Source organism: Pseudomonas sp. PAMC25584, from assembly GCF_058135675.1.
Map to the genome: position 1 here is coordinate 4170371 of NZ_CM176870.1, position 21307 is coordinate 4191677.

The 21307-nt window shown below is 59.2% G+C and carries 24 protein-coding genes, 4 tRNA genes and 1 pseudogene; 10 read left to right on the top strand and 19 right to left on the bottom strand.

Annotated elements, in window-relative coordinates:
- Positions 1-331 precede the first annotated feature (331 nt).
- Both ACS5Q8_RS19310 and ACS5Q8_RS19315 read left to right on the top strand, forming a co-directional pair.
- The gene (locus tag ACS5Q8_RS19310; RefSeq protein ID WP_276194041.1) at positions 332-646 is read left to right on the top strand and encodes a hypothetical protein; all 315 of its coding nucleotides are present in this window, start codon (positions 332-334) and stop codon (positions 644-646) included.
- Positions 647-935: 289 nt separating this feature from the next.
- Entirely contained in the window at positions 936-1148 is a 213-nt protein-coding gene (locus tag ACS5Q8_RS19315; RefSeq protein WP_003234260.1) for a cold-shock protein, read from the top strand.
- A 72-nt stretch (positions 1149-1220) separates the two neighbouring features.
- Here the strand turns inward: ACS5Q8_RS19315 and ACS5Q8_RS19320 are convergent, their stop codons facing one another.
- Both ACS5Q8_RS19320 and ACS5Q8_RS19325 read right to left on the bottom strand, forming a co-directional pair.
- On the bottom strand, positions 1221-1541 hold the full coding sequence (locus ACS5Q8_RS19320) for an I78 family peptidase inhibitor (protein ID WP_017847669.1): 321 nt from the start codon (positions 1539-1541) through the stop codon (positions 1221-1223).
- Positions 1542-1685: 144 nt separating this feature from the next.
- Positions 1686-1994 (bottom strand): hypothetical protein, encoded by a 309-nt coding sequence (locus ACS5Q8_RS19325; protein WP_276194042.1) that lies wholly within the window; start codon positions 1992-1994, stop codon positions 1686-1688.
- 172 nt (positions 1995-2166) lie between these two features.
- Here ACS5Q8_RS19325 and ACS5Q8_RS19330 point away from each other — a divergent pair, with 172 nt between their 5' ends.
- On the top strand, positions 2167-2379 hold the full coding sequence (locus tag ACS5Q8_RS19330) for a hypothetical protein (RefSeq protein WP_247395793.1): 213 nt from the start codon (positions 2167-2169) through the stop codon (positions 2377-2379).
- A gap of 33 nt (positions 2380-2412) precedes the next feature.
- Here ACS5Q8_RS19330 and ACS5Q8_RS19335 read toward each other — a convergent pair whose 3' ends face one another.
- Genes ACS5Q8_RS19335 through ACS5Q8_RS19365 form a run of 7 tightly spaced genes read right to left on the bottom strand, consistent with a single transcriptional unit; the run spans position 2413 to position 9380 of the window.
- A complete protein-coding gene (locus tag ACS5Q8_RS19335) occupies positions 2413-3441 on the bottom strand; it encodes a nucleoside hydrolase (RefSeq protein ID WP_465159343.1) in 1029 nt (342 codons plus the stop codon).
- A 26-nt stretch (positions 3442-3467) separates the two neighbouring features.
- Entirely contained in the window at positions 3468-3872 is a 405-nt protein-coding gene (gene rbsD / locus ACS5Q8_RS19340; protein ID WP_276194044.1) for a D-ribose pyranase, read from the bottom strand.
- Positions 3869-4786, bottom strand: a complete 918-nt coding sequence (gene rbsK / locus ACS5Q8_RS19345; RefSeq protein WP_276194045.1) for a ribokinase — start codon at positions 4784-4786, stop codon at positions 3869-3871. The genes rbsD and rbsK overlap by 4 nt, the downstream gene beginning before the upstream one ends.
- Before the next feature lie 23 nt (positions 4787-4809).
- Complete coding sequence (locus tag ACS5Q8_RS19350; protein ID WP_276194046.1) at positions 4810-5832, bottom strand: LacI family DNA-binding transcriptional regulator; 1023 nt, start codon at positions 5830-5832, stop codon at positions 4810-4812.
- 3 nt (positions 5833-5835) lie between these two features.
- Complete coding sequence (locus tag ACS5Q8_RS19355) at positions 5836-6813, bottom strand: ABC transporter permease (RefSeq protein ID WP_276194047.1); 978 nt, start codon at positions 6811-6813, stop codon at positions 5836-5838.
- Positions 6810-8363 carry a sugar ABC transporter ATP-binding protein gene (locus ACS5Q8_RS19360; RefSeq protein ID WP_465159344.1) on the bottom strand — a complete coding sequence of 518 codons (1554 nt, stop codon included), beginning with the start codon at positions 8361-8363 and terminating at the stop codon, positions 6810-6812. Before ACS5Q8_RS19360 ends, ACS5Q8_RS19355 begins: the two co-directional genes overlap by 4 nt.
- Positions 8364-8420: 57 nt before the next feature.
- Positions 8421-9380: a sugar ABC transporter substrate-binding protein gene (locus ACS5Q8_RS19365; protein ID WP_276194049.1), complete on the bottom strand. Its 960-nt coding sequence runs from the start codon at positions 9378-9380 to the stop codon at positions 8421-8423.
- Between the two features lie 563 nt (positions 9381-9943).
- Here ACS5Q8_RS19365 and ACS5Q8_RS19370 point away from each other — a divergent pair.
- From ACS5Q8_RS19370 to ACS5Q8_RS19380, 3 genes are all read left to right on the top strand, one after another.
- Positions 9944-11032, top strand: coding sequence for an asparaginase (locus ACS5Q8_RS19370; protein ID WP_426101259.1), 1089 nt, complete (start codon positions 9944-9946; stop codon positions 11030-11032).
- Between the two features lie 190 nt (positions 11033-11222).
- Positions 11223-11474 carry a DUF1654 domain-containing protein gene (locus ACS5Q8_RS19375; protein WP_247395806.1) on the top strand — a complete coding sequence of 84 codons (252 nt, stop codon included), beginning with the start codon at positions 11223-11225 and terminating at the stop codon, positions 11472-11474.
- Between the two features lie 4 nt (positions 11475-11478).
- Positions 11479-12171 (top strand): endonuclease, encoded by a 693-nt coding sequence (locus tag ACS5Q8_RS19380; RefSeq protein WP_253397505.1) that lies wholly within the window; start codon positions 11479-11481, stop codon positions 12169-12171.
- 43 nt (positions 12172-12214) lie between these two features.
- Here the strand turns inward: ACS5Q8_RS19380 and ACS5Q8_RS19385 are convergent, their stop codons facing one another.
- Complete coding sequence (locus ACS5Q8_RS19385; protein ID WP_276194052.1) at positions 12215-12595, bottom strand: SPOR domain-containing protein; 381 nt, start codon at positions 12593-12595, stop codon at positions 12215-12217.
- 247 nt (positions 12596-12842) lie between these two features.
- Between ACS5Q8_RS19385 and csrA the strand changes: the two genes are divergently transcribed.
- The 3 genes from csrA to ACS5Q8_RS19400 all read left to right on the top strand — a co-directional run bounded on the left by csrA (position 12843) and on the right by ACS5Q8_RS19400 (position 13903).
- On the top strand, positions 12843-13037 hold the full coding sequence (gene csrA / locus ACS5Q8_RS19390; RefSeq protein ID WP_003192511.1) for a carbon storage regulator CsrA: 195 nt from the start codon (positions 12843-12845) through the stop codon (positions 13035-13037).
- Between the two features lie 210 nt (positions 13038-13247).
- The gene (locus ACS5Q8_RS19395) at positions 13248-13511 is read left to right on the top strand and encodes a hypothetical protein (RefSeq protein ID WP_276194053.1); all 264 of its coding nucleotides are present in this window, start codon (positions 13248-13250) and stop codon (positions 13509-13511) included.
- A 95-nt stretch (positions 13512-13606) separates the two neighbouring features.
- Positions 13607-13903 carry a hypothetical protein gene (locus ACS5Q8_RS19400; protein WP_426101253.1) on the top strand — a complete coding sequence of 99 codons (297 nt, stop codon included), beginning with the start codon at positions 13607-13609 and terminating at the stop codon, positions 13901-13903.
- An 18-nt stretch (positions 13904-13921) separates the two neighbouring features.
- On the opposite strand, the gene ACS5Q8_RS19405 is transcribed toward ACS5Q8_RS19400, so the two are convergent.
- The 4 genes and pseudogenes from ACS5Q8_RS19405 to ACS5Q8_RS19420 all read right to left on the bottom strand — a co-directional run bounded on the left by ACS5Q8_RS19405 (position 13922) and on the right by ACS5Q8_RS19420 (position 17101).
- Positions 13922-14599: an HAD-IA family hydrolase gene (locus ACS5Q8_RS19405; protein WP_276194055.1), complete on the bottom strand. Its 678-nt coding sequence runs from the start codon at positions 14597-14599 to the stop codon at positions 13922-13924.
- Positions 14600-14794: 195 nt separating this feature from the next.
- Positions 14795-15745: a DUF979 domain-containing protein gene (locus ACS5Q8_RS19410; protein WP_276194056.1), complete on the bottom strand. Its 951-nt coding sequence runs from the start codon at positions 15743-15745 to the stop codon at positions 14795-14797.
- Positions 15742-16472: pseudogene (locus ACS5Q8_RS19415) on the bottom strand (DUF969 domain-containing protein). The gene ACS5Q8_RS19410 and the pseudogene ACS5Q8_RS19415 overlap by 4 nt, the downstream one beginning before the upstream one ends.
- Positions 16473-17024: 552 nt before the next feature.
- A tRNA-Val gene (locus ACS5Q8_RS19420) sits at positions 17025-17101 on the bottom strand.
- Positions 17102-17285: 184 nt separating this feature from the next.
- Here ACS5Q8_RS19420 and ACS5Q8_RS19425 point away from each other — a divergent pair.
- On the top strand, positions 17286-18569 hold the full coding sequence (locus ACS5Q8_RS19425; RefSeq protein ID WP_276194058.1) for an NAD(P)/FAD-dependent oxidoreductase: 1284 nt from the start codon (positions 17286-17288) through the stop codon (positions 18567-18569).
- 236 nt (positions 18570-18805) lie between these two features.
- Here the strand turns inward: ACS5Q8_RS19425 and ACS5Q8_RS19430 are convergent.
- The 5 genes from ACS5Q8_RS19430 to ACS5Q8_RS19450 form a co-directional block, all read right to left on the bottom strand.
- Positions 18806-18882: transfer RNA gene (locus tag ACS5Q8_RS19430), tRNA-Asp, on the bottom strand.
- Positions 18883-18987: 105 nt separating this feature from the next.
- Positions 18988-19064, bottom strand: a tRNA-Asp gene (locus ACS5Q8_RS19435).
- 55 nt (positions 19065-19119) lie between these two features.
- A tRNA-Val gene (locus ACS5Q8_RS19440) sits at positions 19120-19195 on the bottom strand.
- A 107-nt stretch (positions 19196-19302) separates the two neighbouring features.
- Positions 19303-20067, bottom strand: a complete 765-nt coding sequence (locus tag ACS5Q8_RS19445; protein ID WP_443695557.1) for an SDR family oxidoreductase — start codon at positions 20065-20067, stop codon at positions 19303-19305.
- Between the two features lie 11 nt (positions 20068-20078).
- Positions 20079-21290 (bottom strand): O-succinylhomoserine sulfhydrylase, encoded by a 1212-nt coding sequence (locus ACS5Q8_RS19450; RefSeq protein ID WP_276194059.1) that lies wholly within the window; start codon positions 21288-21290, stop codon positions 20079-20081.
- Positions 21291-21307 lie beyond the last annotated feature (17 nt).

The following is a 21307-nucleotide window of genomic DNA, read 5'->3' on the forward strand; positions in this document are numbered from 1 at the left end:
TCACGTGGGTTGGGATGAGCCAGTACAAGATCCAATACCAGGCCGTTCAGTGATGAACGCCTGCCTTACAGCGGCAGGAGCCTTTCGGCCAACCGATGATCGAACCAGAGTGACTGGAGTGGAAAAAAAAGGAACATGGCAAGGCGGCATTTGGCGCGCCCGGAAATAGCCAAGCGCAAGATGCTAGCACAGATGAACGGTCATCGCGCCCGCAGCGCCGCAGGTAATAACAAATTCCCGCCTTTATAGAGGGAAAAGTGAACTTGGGCTGTACGCCGGCCCTCAAACCCATCGAGAATCGCCGTTCGTCCTCACGACTTTGGAGCATTTAATGATGCGTTTTTCCTCAACTTTTGCGCTTGCAGCATCCCTTACCCTTATCTCCCTTGGCGCACACGCAGCGGCCCCTTCGAACTGGCCTGCGGGTGCCAGGGACGCGTTCGTGAATGACTGCAGCTCAGCCGCCAGCCAGAACGTGGACGCCAAAACCGCCAAAGAACACTGCGAATGCGGCGCCGACAAAATCAATGCCGAATTGAGCACCGCGGAAATCAAGGAACTCATGACGAACCAGAACGCGAGCCAGCCGCTAAAAAACAAAGCGGTTGCGGCTATTTCGTCCTGCAAAGTCGTGAAGAAAAACTAAGAATCGCCGCGATTCGGATGGCAGTTTTTCAGTAAAAACCCTCTTAAAACTGCCATTTCGCACAAATTACGCAGCTTTTACGGCTTTTTTTACCAGTTGATATTTCGCGCACAAGCCCCGTAGATCGGGGCTTTCAGCCAACCGAAGGACTAAACCCAAGGCTATTGATTAGCAAACAGTGCCTTGGGGGGGCTCCCAAGCCGAACATTTCGACTATGATAGCCCTGTGTGCCCAGTTGGCCTGAGCAGCACAGCACTACTGAAAATATATGTTTCTTGGAGATACACCATGTCTAATCGCCAAACCGGCACCGTTAAATGGTTCAACGATGAAAAAGGCTTCGGCTTCATCACTCCTCAAGGTGGCGGTGACGACCTGTTCGTACACTTCAAAGCTATCGAAAGCGACGGTTTCAAAAGCCTGAAAGAAGGCCAAACCGTTTCCTTCGTGGCTGAGAAAGGCCAAAAGGGTATGCAAGCTGCACAGGTTCGCGGCGAGTAATTCTCCGCTGAGCTAAAAAAACCCCGTCCATGTGACGGGGTTTTTTATGGGCGCTGCAAAAGCCTGTGGCTATCAGCCGCAATTGACCCGGGTGATCACCAGATTGTCGTCGGTGTTCAGGTTCAGGCGGTCGGAACGGTATTCCAGGGTGATCATATCGTTAGGCTTGAGAATTCGGGCGTTCTGCGCACCGGCACGGGTACGCGCCTGCTCCAGCAACTGCGGCGAGGCTTTCTGGCCGATCGTGAACTCAGCGGCCTTCGCCTCACAGCGGCTATGACCTGCATCGGTCACGGCGGCGTCTTTGGCTGGCTCAGAGGTACCCGGGGTGCTGCAACCCGCCAACGCGAGTGCTGCCAACAAAGTACCGAATGATGCGAGCTTCCAAGGCATGAAGCCTCCTATGATAAAAAATGGACAGAGATCGTGCGACAGCAGTCAGGCGGATTGGTTTCAAGACGTAAATCGCTCGCTGGCAAGTCTGCCTGACTCAGGGCAAGCATTCGCCCGGTCAATCGTCACCAGATATGAACGAATTCAGTAGATATCGATGTAGTCAAACGGCGGTTTTGGCCAATTCTGTTTCAAAGCATTGAAAATCTGCGTGACCCAGACCTCATCGCTGGCGGCCACATTTCCGACGTAGCCGGAGCCCTTGGCCCAGGTTTCCAGGCGAAACAGCAACCCATCGATATCGACTCCCCCGACAGCCTCGCCGGAGGAAATGTAGGCAATACCAGCCCTGGTGACTCGCAATTGGGTGTGTTCATCGTCGCTGGCACTGGCGAGCAGTTGGCGCACGGCGGTCAGTGTCAGGTTCTCGGGGTTGTTCAAGTCGATCTGCACGCGGTGTTCCCCGGCAATTAAAACAGGCTGGCAGTGTCGCACACGGCCGGCCCCATTCCGAAATACCTCATGCATAAGTAGCAGTGCCAAATGCCGTACAAAATGGTTAACTGCCGGAGTAAGAACCGCGTTTTAGCGCATTACCCCGTACTTCCTGCTCGCGAGTCCCCCCATGACCACCGTAACGCTCCAAGCCGACATCAAAGCCAAGTGGCCCCAAGGGCAGAGCTCCTACAGCCCCGGAAGCCCGGAAGAATTGGCGATCATCGGTATCGACCTGCTGGTCAAGGAGTTGGGCACCCAGGCCGCGCAAGCGTTCATTGGCCAGGTTTTCGAGAAATACCCGGCCAATCACATGGGCGCCCACAACCCCGGGCGCGAATAAGAACCGGCCAGCGAGCGCCGACCGGCAATCACCTTACTTCAGGCGCGCCAGGCGCTCGGTCAGCAGATCGAAAAAGCCTTGGGCGTCGCCATTCTCAACCCAGAACACATTCTTTTCCTGCTTCAGTCCGTCATACCAATCGACGATGGTCTGGCCAAAGGTCGGTCCTTCGCGGCTGTCCACCACCATATTGGTCTGACGCCCACTGAACAACGACGGCTTGAGCAGGTACGCGATGACCGTAGCGTCGTGCACCGGGCCGCCAGGAATGCCGTAGTGCTCCATATCGCCCTTTACGTATTCATTGAGAATATCGCCGACGACTTTGCTCGCATTGTTCTTGATGTCGGCGATTTTCTTCAGGCGCGCCTCACTGGTCAGCACCTTGTGGGTCACGTCCAACGGCAGATAGGTCAGCTTGACGCCGCTCTTGAGCACAATTTCGGCTGCGACCGGGTCGGCGAACAGGTTGAACTCGGCCACCGGTGTGATATTGCCGCCATTGAAGTGCGCGCCCCCCATCACCACCACTTCCTTGATACCTTGGGTGATTTCAGGCGCCTGGGTCAGCGCCAGCGCCAGGTTGGTCTGCGGGCCAAGCATGGCGATGGTGATACTGTGGGGCTTGGCGGTGCTCAGGGTCTTGATCAGGTAATCAACGGCATTGCCTTCGGCCAGGCCTTTTTTCGGCTCGTGTACGGCGACACCGGAGATGCCCTCCTTGCCGTGGATATTTTCGGCGTAGATCGGCGTGCGCAGCAGCGGCTTCGGCGCGCCCGCATACACCGGGATATCCTCACGCCCTGCCCACTCACGGGCCAGGCGCGCGTTACGCGAAGTCTTGTCCAGGCGCACATTGCCGGCGACGGTGGTCAGCGCCCGAATGTTCAACTCCTCCGGGGAAGCCATCGCAAACAGCAAGGCCACTACATCGTCGGCACCTGGGTCAGTGTCGATGATCAGGTCGATTTTTTCCGCCGCTTGGGCGCTCGCTGCGGTGAGTGCGGACAAAAGCAGAACACTCCGGAACAGATTTTTCAGGGTTGGAAGACGACGGTGCATAAAACACTCCTTGTCGTTGGGGAACTCTAGAACGTTACGCCGGACACCAGCGCGATATTGCAATAAGGTTGGCACTCGCCTGTGCGGACAATGGCACGCGCACCGCGACTCAATTGCTTGAAAGCTTCGTGGCTGACCAGACGCCGCTCGCCGAGCGCCGCCTGGTCGGTCAGGGCGTTGAGCACACTGAGTGCCGGCGGTTGCTTGAGCAGGATTTCTTCGGCCAGCACATGGTTTTCCACCTGCATTTCACTGAGCACAACGCGCAAGGTGCTGATGAAGTCGGGAATGCCCTGGGTCAGTGCCAGGTCGATCAACTCGACGCCCGGCGGCACGGGCAGGCCCGCATCACCGATAACCAGGATGTCGCCATGACCAAGGGAGGCGATCAGGCGTGACAGGGCAATATTGAGCAGCGGTGTCTTTTTCATGAGGACACAAAACCTTGAACGTCGTGCAGCGTAGGAATGGAGGGTTGCGCACCCGCGCGGGTGACTGACAGCGCGGCAGCCACCTGGCCAAAACGAATAGCCTCTGCTTCGCTTTTGCCATCGGCCAGCGCTGCGGCAAAGCCGCCGACAAACGTGTCACCGGCAGCCGTGGTATCCACCGCCTTGACCTTTGGCGCGGGCAAATGCTCAAAATGCTTGCCGTCGCTGAACAGTGCGCCCTGAGCACCTAGGGTGATGATGACTTTACCGGCGCCAGCCTTGATCAACTGCATCGCGGCGAGCTTGGCGCTGTCCAGGGAGTCCACCGTCACGCCGCTCAGGGCGGTGGCTTCGCTTTCATTGGGGATCAGATAATCGATCGAGGCGTACCACTGCGCCGGTAAAGGACCGCTGGCCGGGGCCGGATTGAGGATCATCGTCTTACCCAGTTCACGCCCGCGCTTGAGCGCATACCCGACGGTCTCCAGCGGCACTTCAAGCTGACAGACGATTACGTCGGCGGCCTGCAACACCGCGTCAGCCGCCTGCAACGAAGCGGGCATCAGCTCACCGTTACTGCCGGCAACGATCACGATCGCATTCTGGCTACTGTCATCCACCACAATCAACGCCACGCCGCTGGAACCGTCGACGCGGCTCACAGCCTGGCAATCGATGCCTTCCACCAGCAACGCATCGCGCAACTGGCCGCCGTAGGCGTCAGTGCCGACGCAACCGATCATCGCAACCTCGGCCCCCAGCCGCGCCGACGCGACGGCCTGGTTGGCGCCCTTGCCACCGGGGACGGTGGAGAACGACTGGCCTATCAGGGTTTCACCGGCGCGGGGCAACCGACTGGCACGGGTCACCAGGTCCATATTCAAGCTGCCTACTACCACTACTTTTGCTGGCATACATCAGTACTCATCAATTCGGTTCAGCGGTATTGGGCGAACACACCGGCGAGTGGCGCCGTCGACTCACGCAAGACAATACTTGGCGTCACGATGCGTTGATCGATCGGCAGTTGGGGGGTCGCAATTCGTCGCAGTAACAACTCGGCCGCCGTCTCGCCCAATTGCACGATCGACTGCCCGACCGTGGTCAGCGCCGGGTACACGTAACGGCCCATTTGAATATCATCGAAGCCGATCACCGACAATTCACCCGGCACGCGGATGTTGCGCTCGGCCGCTGCACGCAATACGCCGAAACCGATCATGTCGTTGCTCGCGAAAATTGCGCTCGGCGGGTTTTCCGACAGCAACTTCACCGCAGCGGCATAACCGCCGATGCTGGTGAAGTCACTTTCCTGGGTGCGATTGGCCGCCACATCGACGCCCGCCTCGCGCAAAGCGCGGTGATACCCAGCCAGACGCATTTGTGCCACCCGGGTATGGCAGGGACCGCCGATGCAGGCGATATCACGATGGCCCAGTTCAAGTAAATGTCGGGTCGCCAAGTAGGCGCCCTGCTCATGATCAATGCGCACCTGGTCGACATCAATACCATCCAGCGCCCGGTCGACGATCACCATCGGCGTGCGCACCGCGCTCAAGCCCGCGGCAAGGCCGCTGTCGTCGCCGCCCACCGAGGTCACGATCAAACCGTCGACGCGCTTTTCCAGCAACACCCGCAAGTAACTGCGTTGTTTTTCCGCGTCGTCGTCGGAGTTGCAGAGGATCACGCAATAGCCATTGCGCTCGCAATAGTCCTCGATACCCCGGGCCAGCTCGGCGAAATACGGGTTGAGGCTGTTGGGCACCAGCAGGCCGATGGTGGCGGTGGTCTTGGCCTTGAGCGAACGCGCCACGGCACTGGGCACATAGTCCAATTGCTTGATCGCGGCTTCCACCTTGAGGCGTACCGGCTCGCTGACTGGGCGCGTCTTGTTCACTACATGAGACACGGTGGTGTAGGAAATACCTGCAAGCGCTGCCACATCCTTAATCGTCGCCATGGTTCAGCCTCGCCGACTTGCGCGTTGGCTGCGGTAGGTATCGAGGACCACGGCAATCACGATCACGGCACCGGTGATGATGCGTTTGGTGGGTTCCGTAGCACCGATCTGCGCAAGGCCAGCCGCCAGCACCGAAATAATCAACACACCGAAAAACGTGCTGATCACCGAGCCGCGTCCGCCCATCAGGCTGGTGCCGCCGATCACCACTGCCGCGATCACTTGCAGCTCCAGACCAGACCCGGCATTCGGGTCCGCCGCTTCCAGGCGCGAGATCTGGAACAGCGCCGCGACACCGGCCAGCAGGCCCATCAGGCTAAACACCAGGATCTTGTAAGGCTTGGGATTGATCCCAGCCAGACGCACAGCCTCTTCATTCGTACCGATACCGATCAAGTAACGGCCGAATACAGTACGGGTCAACACCAATTGGGCGGCGGCGATCACCAGCAAAGCGATAATGAACGAAGGCGAAATCCCGAAGGCAATCGGGTTGGACAGCCAGGCAAAGGAGTCTCCGATATAGGCCGTGCGCGAACCGGTCATCTGGTACGCCACGCCGCGCGCCATTTCCAGCACACCAAGGGACACAATAAACGACGGGATTCGCCAGGCCACGGTGATCGAACCGGTGATGGTGCCGGCCAACGCGGCGCAACCCATGCCGAGCACGGCGGCCGGCAACACGCTCCAGCCCCAGCTGAGAATCGCCACGCTGACCGCCGACGCCGCCAGGGCCAGCACCGAGCCCACCGACAGGTCGATACCGCCGATGATCAGGATGAAGGTCATGCCCACCGCCAGCACCATCAGGTCCGGGATCTGGTTGGCCAGGGTGCTGAAGGTGTCGTAGGACAGGAAGTGATCGCTGAGCACCGAGAACAGCGCAATCATCGCCAGCAACGCACCCGCCAGCCCCAGGTAGGTGCCCATGCCGTAAAAGTTGCCACCCGTTTTACCGGGCGAAGTTGTTGTTTTCATGGGGTATCCCTAAGCACTGCGTCGTTGAGCAGCGCATCACGTTTCTGATAGCCAGCAAAGGCGGCGGCGAGCAATTCATCCTGGGTCCAGCTGTCGCGCTCGAAGGTCTCGATCAACCGCCCGGCAGACAGCACGCCGATGCGGTCACAGATCAACATCAGCTCACGCAGGTCGCTGGACACCACCACCAGCGCTTTGCCCTGACGGGTCAATTCACCGAGCAACATATAAATGTCGAACTTGGCACCCACGTCGATGCCGCGGGTCGGCTCATCGAACAGCATCACCGAGCAGTCGCGCTCCAGCCAGCGCCCAATCACGACTTTCTGCTGGTTGCCGCCGGACAGCTCGGACACCAATTGCGCCGGGCTGGAACTGCGGATGCGCATGGCATCGATCTGACGCTTGGCCAGAGCGGTTTCGTCGCGACTATTTACCACACCGCCGCCGGAAATTTCCGGCATGTTGCCCAAGGAGATATTCGCGCTGATGGATTGCGTCAGCAGCAGGCCTTCGCCCTTGCGGTCTTCGGTGATCAAGGCGATGCCGTGACCCACCGCGTCGACCGGCGAGCGAATGCTGACCACTTGGGCCGGCGACCCCAGGGCAACGGTGCCACTGTCGGCCAAGTCGGCACCGAAGATCAGGCGCAGCAATTCCGTGCGGCCGGCGCCGATCAGGCCGGAGATGCCGTAGATCTCGCCCGCACGCACTTCAAAGGAGACGTCGCGGACTTTGTCGGCGCGGGTCAGTCCTTTTACCGTCAAGGCAGGGCCGCCGATGGTACGTGGCCCCAGGTCAATGTGTTCGCCCAGCTCGCGACCGACCATCAAGGTCACCAGTTGCTCGCTGTTGTAATTGGCCATCGGCTCGACGCAGACCAGTTTGCCGTCACGCAGTACCGCAATGCGTTGGGCGACACGGGCCAACTCTTCGAGCCGATGCGAAATATAAATGATCGCCACGCCTCTGGCCTGCAGGCGGGTGATTTGCTCAAACAGCATCTCGACTTCACGGGCGGTCAACATCGCCGTGGGTTCATCGAGGATCAGCACATGGCAGTCGCCGATCAGGTTACGGGCGATCTCGACCATTTGCTGATGGCCGATGCCCAGGCTGCCGACCAGCGTGTCCGGGTCGATCGCCTCCAGGCCAACCCGTGCCATCGCTTCGATCGCCGCACTACGCAGTTGCTTGCGGCTGATCCAGCCACAGTGGCTGGGCAGGTTGTCCAGGAACAGGTTTTCGGCAACGGTCAGCGTCGGCAGCAGGTTGAGTTCCTGCATGACCATGCGCACGCCCAGCTCTTCGGCCTGGGTGCGGCTGCCGGGGCGGTAGTCCTGACCGTTGAATTGCATGTGCCCGGTGGTCGGTGTGACCAGCCCGCCGATGATCTTCGACAAGGTACTTTTGCCTGCGCCGTTTTCACCGGTCAGCGCCAGCACCTCCCCGCGATTGAGCGTCAGGGTGATGTCGGATAGAACCGGCTGGGCATAGGTCTTACCGATACCGCTGACCGAGAGGACAGCGTTCGGGGCGGAAGATGACATAGGAAAATCTCCAGGCGTCCGCTCAGGGCGAGCGGACGCTGTTGGGTGCAGCCAGGATTACTTCTTGAGGACGAGTTCGACCGGGGTTTCAATCGCGCCGTCTTGAGCGTCTACCTTCTCACCCTTGACCAGCTTGAGCGCGTTCTGGATACCAAACACGGCCTGCTGTGCGGCGGCCTGGTCGGCTGTCGCCAGGACACGGCCGTCCTGCAGCATCGGCTTGATCGCTTCGATGTTGTCGTAGCCCACGACCAGCACCTTGCCGGCCTTGCCTGCCGCGCGCACTGCGGAGACAGCGCCCAGGGCCATGTTGTCGTTACCGGCCAACAGTGCCTTGAGGTCCGGATATTCGCTCAGCATCGCAGAGGCGACCTTCTGACCCTGGTCGATTTCCCAGTTGCCGGATTGAGTGGAGACGATCTTCATGCCAGCCGCGTCCATCGCATCCTTGTAGCCTGCAGTGCGCTGCTGCGCGTTGGTGGTGGTCGGTACGCCTTCGATGATGCCGACCTTGTCACCCGCAGCCAGTTGCTTGGCCAGGTAATCACCCACCAGCTTGGAGCCCTTGCGGTTGTCCGGGCCGACGAAGGGAATATCGAGGTTTTTGCTTTTCAGCACGCCCGGGTCCAGGCGGTTGTCGATATTGACGACCTTGATGCCGGCATCGGAGGCTTTTTTCAGCACGGTGACCAGTGCCTTGGAGTCAGCCGGCGCGATGACGATGGCGTTCACTTTGGCGAGGATCATCTGGTTGACGATATCGATCTGCGCGCTGGTATCGGTTTCGTTCTTGATACCGTTGGTGATCATGTCGAAATCAGCGGCGTGGGTCTTCTGGTAGTCCTTCGCGCCCTCTTGCATGGTGACGAAAAACTCATTGGCAAGGGACTTCATCACCAGGCCGACCTTGGGTTTGGCGGCGGCGTCATCGGCGAATGCAGAAGAGAAAGGCAGCGCAGCAGATGCGGCGGCAAGCACAGCGACAGCAAGAAGACGTCCAGCGAATGGCAGCTTCATGGGTTCACTCCGATCTTATGATTATTGTGAGCAACGCTTGCACCGAAGAACACTTCGGCAGCCCTCCCACCCGGGTGACTGATACGAGCTTTCAAGAGGTTCAGGGCGTACCCGTGAAACATCTCGCAAACGTTTGCGTTAGTCAAACTATGAGAACCTTGTCGAGATTTGTCAACGGAAGAAAACCGCCCTCCCTACAAGCCCTCTAGCCCCTACTCTCTCGTCCGTCACGCTGGGTTATTAAACATCGCCGCCGCCGGATCGTTTTCTAAAACGACAGCCCATGACGCCGATGACATAAACCGCGCGCGACTATCTCGTCATTATTTTCGGACAACCGAACGCAACACCCGCCCTTTGTTCGGAAAGCCGGACAATCGTTTAGACAAACCACTCTACACGCCAATTAAATACTAATTAAATCAGTAGGTTGCATAATAACGACCGGCAGTTTCAGGCTGGTACAAATCCTGCTCCCTCCCAGCACCTCGATGCGTTCAGAACCGCTCGAGCGCTCTAGATGAACTTGCTACCGCACTCATCAAAAACCAGAGAGAAAAATAATGAAATCTGCATTGAAGACCATTGTTCCGGGCGCCCTAGCCCTTCTGCTGCTGTTCCCCGTTGCCGCTCAGGCAAAAGACGTCGAAACCAAAGCCAAACTCTCCAACGTGGTGATCCTCGCCACGGGTGGCACCATTGCCGGTGCCGGCGCCAGCGCAGCTAACAGCGCCACTTACCAGGCGGCCAAAGTCGGCATCGAGCAATTGATCGCCGGTGTTCCTGAGCTTAGCCAGATCGCCAATGTGCGCGGCGAGCAAGTGATGCAAATTGCGTCCGAAAGCATCAACAACGAAAACCTGCTGCAACTGGGTCGCCGCGTCGCCGAACTGGCTGACAGCAAGGACGTCGACGGCATCGTGATCACCCACGGCACCGACACCCTGGAAGAAACCGCTTACTTCCTGAACCTCGTGGAAAAAACCGACAAGCCCATCGTTGTAGTCGGGTCCATGCGACCAGGCACCGCCATGTCGGCAGACGGCATGCTCAACCTGTACAACGCCGTAGCCGTCGCTGGCAGCAAGAATGCCCGCGGCAAGGGCGTGCTGGTGACCATGAACGACGAGATCCAATCGGGTCGCGATGTCAGCAAGATGATCAACATCAAGACCGAAGCATTCAAGAGCCCATGGGGCCCGTTGGGCATGGTGGTTGAAGGCAAATCCTACTGGTTCCGCCTGCCGGCCAAGCGCCACACCATGGATTCTGAATTCGACATCAAGACCATCAAGAGCCTGCCTGACGTCGAAATCGCCTACGGTTACGGCAACGTGAGCGACACTGCCGCCAAGGCCCTCGCCCAGGCCGGCGCCAAAGCAATCATCTATGCAGGCACAGGCAACGGTTCGGTGTCCTCCAAGGTCGTCCCGGCTCTGCAGGAACTGCGTAAGCAAGGCGTGCAAATCATTCGCTCCTCCCACGTGAATGCCGGCGGTTTCGTACTGCGCAACGCCGAACAGCCTGACGACAAGTATGACTGGGTGGCTGCCCATGACCTGAACCCGCAGAAAGCGCGGATCCTGGCGATGGTTGCCCTGACCAAGACTCAGGACAGCAAAGAGCTGCAACGGATGTTCTGGGAATACTGATTCCTGGTGACACCTGTGCAGGGGCGGATTCGCTCGCCCCTGCTTCCCCGCAGAACCCTCGCTACCCACCTCCCCGCCCTACATCAATTCGCCTAAATCGCTGTCAGACGAGCTTGCTGAGTTTTAAGCAGTTGCGAAATTGCCCACAGTCAAATACTGTATGCACGTACAGCTTATTAAGGAATCCGCCGTGGCAAAATCCTCTTCCGCAGTGCCAACCCCGCCTGACGCCTATGAACGCCTGGCCCTTCGTGTGCAAAAGATCATCAATTCGACCAACGCCCAGAAAGCCAAGGCGGCCTTGATCTTCCGTCTGCCGGATGAGCCGGAGGACGAATGGCAACGCTTGCTGGAAGAAATTGCAGAGAACGACAACGTCACACTCGCTCACCGGGACGACGGTGGCGTGCAGATTTTCTGGGTTGTGCCGAAGGAAGATTGATTCAATGAGTGTCCGTTTTACTGCTGTGTTTTTTTGCCTGTTTTTTGCCGTCACTGCCCATGCCCAAGCGCCCCGAACGTTCAGCGAAGCCAAGAAAATCGCCTGGAAGCTCTACGCACCGCAATCCACCGAGTTCTATTGCGGCTGCAAATACACGGGCAACCGCGTGGACCTGAAAGCCTGCGGCTACATCCCGCGCAAAAACGCTAACCGCGCCGCGCGCATCGAGTGGGAACATATCGTGCCGGCCTGGCAGATCGGGCATCAGCGCCAGTGCTGGCAGAATGGCGGGCGTAAGAACTGTACGCGGCATGACGACGTGTTCAAACGCGCCGAAGCCGACCTGCACAACCTCGTGCCGAGCATCGGCGAGGTCAATGGCGACCGGAACAACTTCAGTTTTGGCTGGCTGCCGGTGCAAAGTGGACAGTACGGCTCATGCCTGACCCAGGTCGACTTCAAGGCCAAGAAGGTCATGCCGCGCCCGTCCATTCGCGGGATGATCGCACGGACGTATTTTTACATGAGCAAACAATACGGCTTGCGCCTGTCGAAACAGGATCGTCAGCTGTACGAAGCCTGGAACAAGACCTATCCGGTGCAGGCCTGGGAGCGCCAGCGCAATCAGACGGTGGCCTGTGTGATGGGGCGCGGCAATGAGTTCGTCGGCCCGGTGAATCTAAAAGCCTGCGGCTGAAAACGAGCGGGGGAAATCGGCATTTCCCCGCTCAATCTGCCGGTTACTGCGCGACCTTGTGTTCGATGACCTGCGACTCGGTGTCGTTTTTCTTGGCGCGGGCCAGCTTTTCCGTAAGCAGGGCCTGCTTGGCTTCAGCCTCGGCCTTGGTAGGAAATGGCCCCAACAGCACCACGTCCTTGCCGTCTTCCTTCACGATATAAAAATTGAAACCATGCTCCAGCAACCAGGCGGTCAGGTCGGTGATCGCCTGCAACTTGTGGTCCGGCGAGCCGACGCGCACGTCCCATTCCTGGGCGGCAATCGCACCGATTTGAGGCTGGCTTTCAGTCACGGCCGGCGGCGCCTTGGGCTCTTCGACACGCTTGCCTTCACCGCAACCGGCCAATGCCAACACCGCCATTGCCATCGCTACTTTACGCACTGCCCTGCTCCTTTAAGGATAAAGAGGCAACTTTATCATCCACTGCCTATTCTGGCGGTCATAAACGTTGGCTTAAACAATGCGAATCATGTATCGCAGACCTGTATGATGACGCCATGGGAATTAATGTCGCCTCTCTGCGTCCTAAAAGAGGCAGTCACAGGGAAGCGCTTAGCAGTAAGCTACACACATCCGACACCTGCCCTGTCTGAATCATGTGTCCTTAAAGGTAATCAAGGAGAAGTCCATGCTGATACTCACCCGTAAAGTTGGTGAAAGCATAAACATCGGTGATGACATTACGATCACCATTCTGGGCGTCAGCGGCCAGCAAGTAAGAATCGGCATCAATGCACCTAAGGATGTTGCCGTGCATCGCGAGGAGATTTACCAGCGCATCCAGGCTGGCCTTACGGCGCCAGATAAAAACCAGACGCCTTGAAGCGCCTTCAGTAGCCAGCCTTTTCGTTCACTGTAACGGCTGGCGAAAACCCTTTTAGCCTGCTCGCGTTGTTTTCGCGCTCAGCGTGTCCCGCCCCTTCATCGTCGCTGAAAGATGAAACTGTCATCACGCCCGGAACTTGTTGCATGATTCGCGGCCGAATCTCGTGAAACCCTCTTCCGCCATACGAGTGCACTCAGGAGCACATCGATGAGGCCTATCACGAAGCGACCCTTTGCCGCCCGTTCCTGGATGATCGCCCTGCTCATCGGGTTCGTCTTTGCGGGGTTGGAATGCGGTTTGAGATTCGAAATCAAAGGCATCTACGTCACCGATGTACCCTCGTGGCTGGACTTGACGCTGTTGCTCGGCGGCTACCTGTTTGTATTCTGCCTCAAGCCAATCCAGAAAACCGTGCAGCGCAAAATGTGCCAGCGCGCGGCTCTGGGGGGACACCGGAGAACTGCACGTTGATCGCCAATGCCTCGCTATCGGATCGTCGGTATTTACAGTCCCACCCCAGCACCTATGCTTGCCCTTGCCCGGTCAGTTGAAAGGCGCTGAAGCCGATGGACACCCTGAGCAAATCCCAAATCGAATCTGCACTGGCATCACGCTTACCCAGCTATAAGGTCGCCTGCACATTGCATACTGACGGCACCCTTTCAGCGATTCTCAGCGGCCCGAACACCGACCACTTCACAATCACCGGCATCGTGCGCGCGCACTATGGCGGCGAAGAAGCGATTGCCCGACTTGCCAACGAGATACTCAGGGAGATGGTGCTATCGCGCCAGGGGGTGAAAAGTTATCCGTTGCAGGTGCCCGGCGCACCAAGCACTTGCGAAGAAGGCCAGGGCCGGTAGTGGGCGCAGCCTTTCCTCTCAATCCATTCGGCGCTCGACGCGCAGCAAGCCTTCAGCGTCGCGCTGCACCTGAAACTGTTCATACCCGTCGATCGAAGCATGTGCCGTCACCATGAGGGTCAGGTGCGTCGAAGTCACAACCATCACGTCCGCGCCCGCCGCCTCCCCCGCTCGAATCCCCACCGTTGCATCTTCAAACACCAGGCAGTCCTGGGCCGCGACACCCAGACGCTGCGCGGCGAGCACATAGCAGGTGGGGTCGGGCTTGCCGTTGTCGACATCTTCGGCCGTCACCCACACAGCCGGCGGACTGATGCCCGCCGCCTGCAGGCGCCGTAGCGCCAACTCCCTGGGAGCGGACGTCACCAACCCCCATTGATCACCGGGCACACCGCTCAAGAACGCCACGGCGCCGGGAATCGCCACGACCCCTTCGACATCATTCAGCTCAGCCTCGGTGATCCATTGCGCCTCAGCCTCAGGGTCGACTCCGGGCAGCGCCTGACGCTTGATCGTATCGATCGCGCGGGCGCCATGAATGGTGGTCAGGAACGCCGCCACATCCAGGCCATGACGTTCAGCCCAGATACTCCACACCCGTTCTGCAGCCGCAATGGAGTTGAGCAAGGTGCCGTCCATATCGAACAGGAAGGCGCGGTAACGCTGGGCAAATACAGCAGGACCGGGGATGGACACGGCGTGGCTTCCTTGTAGGCGACAAAAATAGGCCCGATGCAATCTACGGATCACCTCGGTGCTTGTAAACGCCAGCAGAGCTCCGGCGGCGGGACAGCGCACGCGACCCAACTGCCGCATAGCGTCCCACGACAGGTTCACGAGCTCTTGAGCGAAGGGCTTGAATCCGCCAGCAGTAAGGTGTGCATCCTGACCTCACATCAACAGATAAAGCAGGACAATATTGACCACCAGCATCATCAACGCGGTCGGCAACTGCGCCTTGATCACCGCGTTTTTGTCCGGCAGTTCCAGCAACGCTGCCGGCACAATATTGTAGTTGGCCGCCATCGGGGTCATCAGCGTACCGCAATAGCCGGAAAACATACCGATCGCCGCCATCACCGCCGGGTTGCCACCGTAGATGCCGACCAGCACCGGCACGCCGACGCCGCCAGTCATCACCGGAAACGCGGCAAAGCCGTTACCCATGATTACCGTAAACAGCGCCATGCCCAGCACGTAAACCATCACCGCCACCAACTTGAAATCCAGGTTGATGTAAGTGGTGGTGACGTGGGCAACCGCAGTGCCGACCCCGGCCTCGTTGAACAGCAGCCCGAGCATTGCCAGCATCTGCGGCAGCACCATGGCCCAACCCAGGGCCTCGGTGAGGCGACGGGATTCGCGCAAGGCTTGCACCGGCGTATCGCGAGTCAGCCAGCAGGCCAGGCCCAGGGCAATCAGGCAGCCGATCCCCAGAGAGACGAACGTGGTGTTTTTCGGGTCCAGCAACGGTACGCCGCCGATCTCGGTGTGCTTGAGCAAGACCGAGCCAATCACCGTAGCCAGGGGAATCGCCAGCGCCGGGATAAACAACTTGTGGCCCAGGCGACCGGCACTCGCTCGAGACGCCTTGTCGTGCAATTGGGCATGGGTGCCACGCCCCACGCCACCCAAACCGGCGATCAACGCCATGACCACTACGCCCGCGCCGATCACCACCGACGGCAAGCGCTCCCCCGCCAGGAACGGAATGGCGAACAACAGCCAGAACAACGCGCTGGACCAGCGCTTGGGGTGGCTGCGATCGAGCAGGATCATGCCCGCAGTGATCAGCAACAACACACCGGCCAGCCAGTACAAGTATTGAATGGAAATGATCATTGCGCAGCCTCCACTGGCGTGGCGACGGCGGTCATCTCACGGGTCAATCGTCGATCGAACCGATGCAGGCGGACCGCGTGAATAATGAAGGCGCAGATCGCCGTAGGAATGCCCCACACCGCAATGTGCAGCGGCTCCACATCAATCCCCAAACCCAGCAGGAAGGTGTGCATCAACGCAATCGCACCAAACGCGACAAAGATGTCTTCGCCAAAAAACAGCCCGACGTTATCGGTGGCTGCACACATCGCCAACACCTTGTGACGCTGCTTGTCAGGCAGTTTGCCGTAGCGTTTTTCCGCCGCACCTTCAGCCATTGGCGCCAGCAGCGGTCGCACCATCTGCGGATGCCCGCCGAGACTGGTCAGCCCCATGGCCGCCGTCGACTCGCGCACAAACAGGTAAATAATCAGCAAGCGCCCGACCGTGGCACGTTCAAAACGCGCGATCCAGTTCTGCGCATGCAGGTCTGCGCATGCAGGCGCAAGCCATGGCGTTCCAGCAAGCCGATCACCGCCAGGGGCAATAACAGGATCAATTGCAGGGCGCGAGTCTGAAGAAAGCCATTGCCCATGGTCGCGAGGATTTTTTCCAGCGGGAAATGGGCAGCCAACCCGGTGGCGATGGCGGCGGCGGTGACCACCAAGAGCGGATTGAAGCGCAAGACAAAGCCAACTACGATCACAAGCACGCCGATCAGCGGCCATAAGTTCACAACAGTTTGCATGGCGGTGAGGTCCTTTAACGCGCGCTGCGGCGCCAATGACAGCAGGATGTGAACAAAGGGTTCACAGCAGGAAGTGGCGTGCAGTCGGCTCGGTTTTTTATTGTTGACCTGGAAGGTCGAGCGTCGATGGCGGCAACTTTGCTGCCTGGGGGCGGGAGGTGTCCAACAAGAAAAATTGTTGCTGCAAACCAATAAATTTTGTGAGTGATTGCCTTGTGTCGGCCCGGCGTGAAGATTCTCATTCAGCCACTACACTCAACAAAGTAGCTGCACGGTTCGTGCACCGCTGCTCACGGTAATGTTACCGACAGGGAGGCAAGGCCCTATGTACGCCGGACAAACACATATGGAAACGTTCAATGGCGAGATTCTCGGCCAAATGTTCGTCCAAATCATCTGCCTGCTAGCGGTGGCTCAGCTTTTCTTCTGATCGCCCGCTTCATCGTCCGTCGTGAACGGGTGTGGCGAAGCTGTGCCAAAAATTCCAGACAACAAAAAAGGGCCCACCTTTCGGTGAGCCCTTCTAGACCGCCCAGCAGAGCGGATTTTGTTTGGTAGGCGCGATTGGACTCGAACCAACGACCCCCACCATGTCAAGGTGGTGCTCTAACCAACTGAGCTACGTGCCTGCTGTGAGGCGGCATTCTACGGAATTCCGGAGGGCTGTCAACATCTTTTTTGCAGCTAACCCTATGAATATGCGAATTTTTTATTTTCGGTCAGTACATCCGTATTTTTCGGGCGGCTGGCAGGCAATTTTCAACTCAGGTAGGATCCGGGCACTCGTAAAAAATATAAAACAGAGGCTCCAGGATGGCGAACACGCCCTACCCCCAGTCGTATTACGCCGCGTCCGCGAATGCGGTTCCGCCTCGCCCAGTACTGCAAGGTGAAGTCGAAACAGATGTTTGCGTGATTGGTGCCGGCTACACCGGCCTCTCCAGCGCGCTGTTTCTGCTGGAGAACGGTTTTCGCGTGACGGTCCTGGAGGCGGCAAAGGTGGGGTTTGGCGCGTCAGGCCGCAATGGCGGGCAGATCGTCAACAGCTACAGCCGCGATATCGATGTGATCGAGCGCAGCGTCGGGCCGAAGCAAGCGCAACTGCTGGGGCAAATGGCGTTCGAGGGCGGCAAGATCATTCGCGAGCGGGTGGCCAAGTATCAGATCCAGTGCGACCTGAAGGACGGCGGGGTATTTGCCGCACTGAACAGCAAGCACATGGACCACCTGGAGTCGCAGAAGCGCCTGTGGGAGCGTTACGGCCATACGCAACTGGAGTTGCTGGATGAGCGGCGCATCCTCGAGGTGGTGGCCTGTGACAATTACATCGGCGGCCTGCTGGACATGAGCGGCGGGCATATTCACCCGCTTAACCTGGCACTGGGCGAAGCGGCAGCCGTGGAGTCCCTCGGCGGTACGATTTATGAGCAGTCGGCGGCAGTGCGCATCGAGCGCGGCGCCAACCCGGTGGTCCACACCGCCGAGGGCAAGGTCCGGGCGAAGTTCATCATTGTCGCCGGCAATGCCTACCTGGGTAACCTCGTGCCAGAACTGGCGGCCAAGTCGATGCCGTGCGGCACACAAGTGATCACCACCGCGCCGCTGGGGGATGAGTTGGCCAAGACCCTATTGCCGCAAGACTACTGCGTCGAAGACTGCAACTACCTACTCGACTACTACCGCCTTACCAGCGACAAGCGCCTGATCTTCGGCGGTGGCGTGGTGTATGGCGCGCGGGACCCGGCGAATATCGAAGCGATCATCCGCCCAAAAATGCTCAAGGCTTTCCCGCAACTCAAGGACGTAAAGATCGATTACGCCTGGACAGGCAATTTCCTACTGACCCTGTCGCGCTTACCGCAAGTCGGTCGCCTGGGCGACAACATCTATTACTCCCAAGGCTGCAGCGGCCACGGCGTAACGTACACACACCTGGCGGGCAAAGTACTGGCGGAGGCCCTTCGAGGCCAGGCAGAGCGTTTTGACGCGTTTGCCGACCTGCCGCACTACCCGTTCCCGGGCGGACAGCTATTGCGCACGCCGTTTGCCGCGATGGGCGCCTGGTATTACGGGCTGCGGGATAAGCTGGGGTTCTGATTGGGCGGCTTGCCTGGGATGCCGACACGGCGGACTCATGAAGAGGTCGAGTCGATGCCATCGCAGGCAAGCCAGCTCCCACGGGGATCGAGGCGGCTTGCAGAAACCTGCTGATCAGAGCCAAATCGCAGACACAAAAAACCCCGGTCTTTCGACCAGGGTCTTTGCTATCGGATCAAAGATAGCCAAAGGCTTTCTTTGTGCTGCAAGGCGTTCAGTGGGCCTTGAAGCAGATATGGCGCAGCGGACGGGACTCGAACCCGCGACCCCCGGCGTGACAGGCCGGTATTCTAACCGACTGAACTACCGCTGCGTATCGCTTGACCGGCTGAGCGTAAACCCTCAACCGTCTTTAAACATCTGATTGATCAGCCTTGGCTGTTCAATCTCAAGCTCGACACGTCGAACCTGGAAAATATGGCGCAGCGGACGGGACTCGAACCCGCGACCCCCGGCGTGACAGGCCGGTATTCTAACCGACTGAACTACCGCTGCGCGTCGGTGCAACCTTTAACGTTGCGTCTTGCCCAAAGGCAAAACTCTCAAGAAGTGGTGGGTGATGACGGGATCGAACCGCCGACCCTCTGCTTGTAAGGCAGATGCTCTCCCAGCTGAGCTAATCACCCTTTGCTTCGTTGAGGCCGCGAAATTTACGCAGATAGCGGACCTAAGTCAATAGTCTGCTTGAAGTTTTTCTGAAAAAGACAAAATTGCTTCAAGACGGCTACCCACCCTACTCGCTGTAAATCATCTTCTTGCTCATGCCACCGTCCACGACAAACTCTTGCCCGGTGACGAAGCCGGCCTGGCGCGACAGCAACCATGCCACCAGCGCCGCCACGTCCTCCACCGTGCCAACCCTACCCGCCGGATGCTGGGCGTGATCGGCGGCAGTCAACGGCTCTGCGCGACGGGCTGCCGGATCACGCGCATCGATCCAGCCAGGGCTGACGGCGTTGACCCGTACTTCCGGGCCAAGACTCATCGCCAAGGCGTGCGTCAGGGCCAGCACGCCGCCCTTGCTCGCAGCGTAGGCTTCGGTGTCCGGCTCCGACTGCCGAGCCCGGGTCGACGCCAGGTTGACGATCGCACCGCCATGGGCACGCAGGTACGGCGCACAGTGCTTGGCCAGCAACATCGGGCCGCTGAGGTTCACCGCCAGCACGCGATTCCAGGAGGCCAGATCAAGGCTCTCCAAGGTGAAATTGCGCGGATCAGCCACCGCCGCATTGCACACCAATGCATCCAGGCGCCCGAACTGCCCAAGCACTTCGGCGACGCCTTGGGCGACTTGCTTCTCGTCGGCCACGTCCATGGTGATAAACCAGGCATTCTCACCGAGCACCTTGGACACCGTGGAGCCGCGCTCGCGGTCCAGGTCGGCCAACACCACCTGCCAGCCCTCGCTGATCAGCCATGCAGCGATGCCCAGGCCAATGCCCCGGGCGGCACCCGTCACCAGCGCGACGCGCCCGTTACCGGCCGCAGCAGCGTCAATGGCCCACTCGATCACAAGGCTGCCAGCCCGCGAGCCAGGTCAGCCTGCAAGTCAGCCACGTCTTCGAGCCCTACCGCGACGCGGATCAAGCTGTCACGAATGCCCGCCGCTTCACGCTCCTGTGGCGCCAAGCGACCGTGGGACGTCGTGCTCGGGTGGGTAATGGTGGTCTTGCTGTCACCCAGGTTGGCCGTGATGGAGATCAGGCGCGTCGCATCGATAAAGCGCCAGGCGCCCTCTTTGCCGCCTTTCACTTCAAAACTCACCACGGCGCCGAAGCCACGCTGCTGGCGCTGGGCCAACGCGTGCTGCGGATGGCTCTTAAGACCGGCGTAATGAACCTTCTCGATACCGTCCTGCTGTTCCAGCCACTCGGCCAGCGCCTGGGCATTGGCGCAATGGGCCTTCATCCGCAGGCTGAGGGTTTCCAGGCCCTTGAGGAAGATCCACGCATTGAACGGGCTCAGGGTCGGGCCAGCAGTACGCAAGAACCCCACCACTTCTTTCATCTGCTCGCTGCGACCTGCCACCACCCCACCCATGCAACGGCCCTGGCCGTCGATGAACTTGGTCGCCGAATGCACGACAACGTCCGCGCCCAGCTTCAACGGCTGTTGCAGCGCCGGGGTGCAGAAGCAGTTGTCGACCACCAGCATGGCGCCTTTGGCATGCGCCACTTGCGAGAGCGCGGCGATATCCACCAACTCGGCCAGCGGGTTGGACGGCGACTCGACGAACAGCAGCTTGGTATTGGCTTTGATTGCCGCATCCCAGCCGCAAAGATCCGCCAAAGGCACGTAGTCCACTTCGATACCGAAGCGCTTGAAATACTTTTCGAACAGACTGATGGTTGAACCGAACACGCTGCGCGACACCAGCACATGGTCGCCAGCGCTGCACAGGCTCATCACCACCGCCAGGATCGCCGCCATGCCGGTCGCCGTGGCGACCGCCTGCTCAGCGCCTTCCAGTGCGGCGATACGCTCTTCGAACGCGCGCACGGTCGGGTTGGTGTAACGGGAATAGACGTTGCCCGGCACCTCACCGGCAAAACGCGCAGCGGCGTCAGCAGCAGTGCGGAACACGTAGCTGGAGGTGAAGAACATCGGATCACCGTGCTCACCTTCCGGCGTTCGGTGCTGGCCGGCGCGCACAGCCAGGGTATCGAAAGCTACGCCATCGAGGTCGCTGTCCAACCGACCGGCATCCCATTCCTGACTCATGCTGCGACTCCTTACTC

Bases quoted from the DNA above. Each gene is read 5' to 3' on its own strand.
- ACS5Q8_RS19310 (WP_276194041.1), top strand. From the start codon at position 332: ATGATGCGTTTTTCCTCAACTTTTGCGCTTGCAGCATCCCTTACCCTT.
- ACS5Q8_RS19315 (WP_003234260.1), top strand. From the start codon at position 936: ATGTCTAATCGCCAAACCGGCACCGTTAAATGGTTCAACGATGAAAAA.
- ACS5Q8_RS19320 (WP_017847669.1), bottom strand. From the start codon at position 1,541: ATGCCTTGGAAGCTCGCATCATTCGGTACTTTGTTGGCAGCACTCGCG.
- ACS5Q8_RS19330 (WP_247395793.1), top strand. From the start codon at position 2,167: ATGACCACCGTAACGCTCCAAGCCGACATCAAAGCCAAGTGGCCCCAA.
- ACS5Q8_RS19335 (WP_465159343.1), bottom strand. From the start codon at position 3,441: ATGCACCGTCGTCTTCCAACCCTGAAAAATCTGTTCCGGAGTGTTCTG.
- rbsD (WP_276194044.1), bottom strand. From the start codon at position 3,872: ATGAAAAAGACACCGCTGCTCAATATTGCCCTGTCACGCCTGATCGCC.
- rbsK (WP_276194045.1), bottom strand. From the start codon at position 4,786: ATGCCAGCAAAAGTAGTGGTAGTAGGCAGCTTGAATATGGACCTGGTG.
- ACS5Q8_RS19350 (WP_276194046.1), bottom strand. From the start codon at position 5,832: ATGGCGACGATTAAGGATGTGGCAGCGCTTGCAGGTATTTCCTACACC.
- ACS5Q8_RS19355 (WP_276194047.1), bottom strand. From the start codon at position 6,813: ATGAAAACAACAACTTCGCCCGGTAAAACGGGTGGCAACTTTTACGGC.
- ACS5Q8_RS19360 (WP_465159344.1), bottom strand. From the start codon at position 8,363: ATGTCATCTTCCGCCCCGAACGCTGTCCTCTCGGTCAGCGGTATCGGT.
- ACS5Q8_RS19365 (WP_276194049.1), bottom strand. From the start codon at position 9,380: ATGAAGCTGCCATTCGCTGGACGTCTTCTTGCTGTCGCTGTGCTTGCC.
- ACS5Q8_RS19370 (WP_426101259.1), top strand. From the start codon at position 9,944: ATGAAATCTGCATTGAAGACCATTGTTCCGGGCGCCCTAGCCCTTCTG.
- ACS5Q8_RS19380 (WP_253397505.1), top strand. From the start codon at position 11,479: ATGAGTGTCCGTTTTACTGCTGTGTTTTTTTGCCTGTTTTTTGCCGTC.
- csrA (WP_003192511.1), top strand. From the start codon at position 12,843: ATGCTGATACTCACCCGTAAAGTTGGTGAAAGCATAAACATCGGTGAT.
- ACS5Q8_RS19395 (WP_276194053.1), top strand. From the start codon at position 13,248: ATGAGGCCTATCACGAAGCGACCCTTTGCCGCCCGTTCCTGGATGATC.
- ACS5Q8_RS19400 (WP_426101253.1), top strand. From the start codon at position 13,607: ATGGACACCCTGAGCAAATCCCAAATCGAATCTGCACTGGCATCACGC.
- ACS5Q8_RS19410 (WP_276194056.1), bottom strand. From the start codon at position 15,745: ATGATCATTTCCATTCAATACTTGTACTGGCTGGCCGGTGTGTTGTTG.
- ACS5Q8_RS19425 (WP_276194058.1), top strand. From the start codon at position 17,286: ATGGCGAACACGCCCTACCCCCAGTCGTATTACGCCGCGTCCGCGAAT.
- ACS5Q8_RS19450 (WP_276194059.1), bottom strand. From the start codon at position 21,290: ATGAGTCAGGAATGGGATGCCGGTCGGTTGGACAGCGACCTCGATGGC.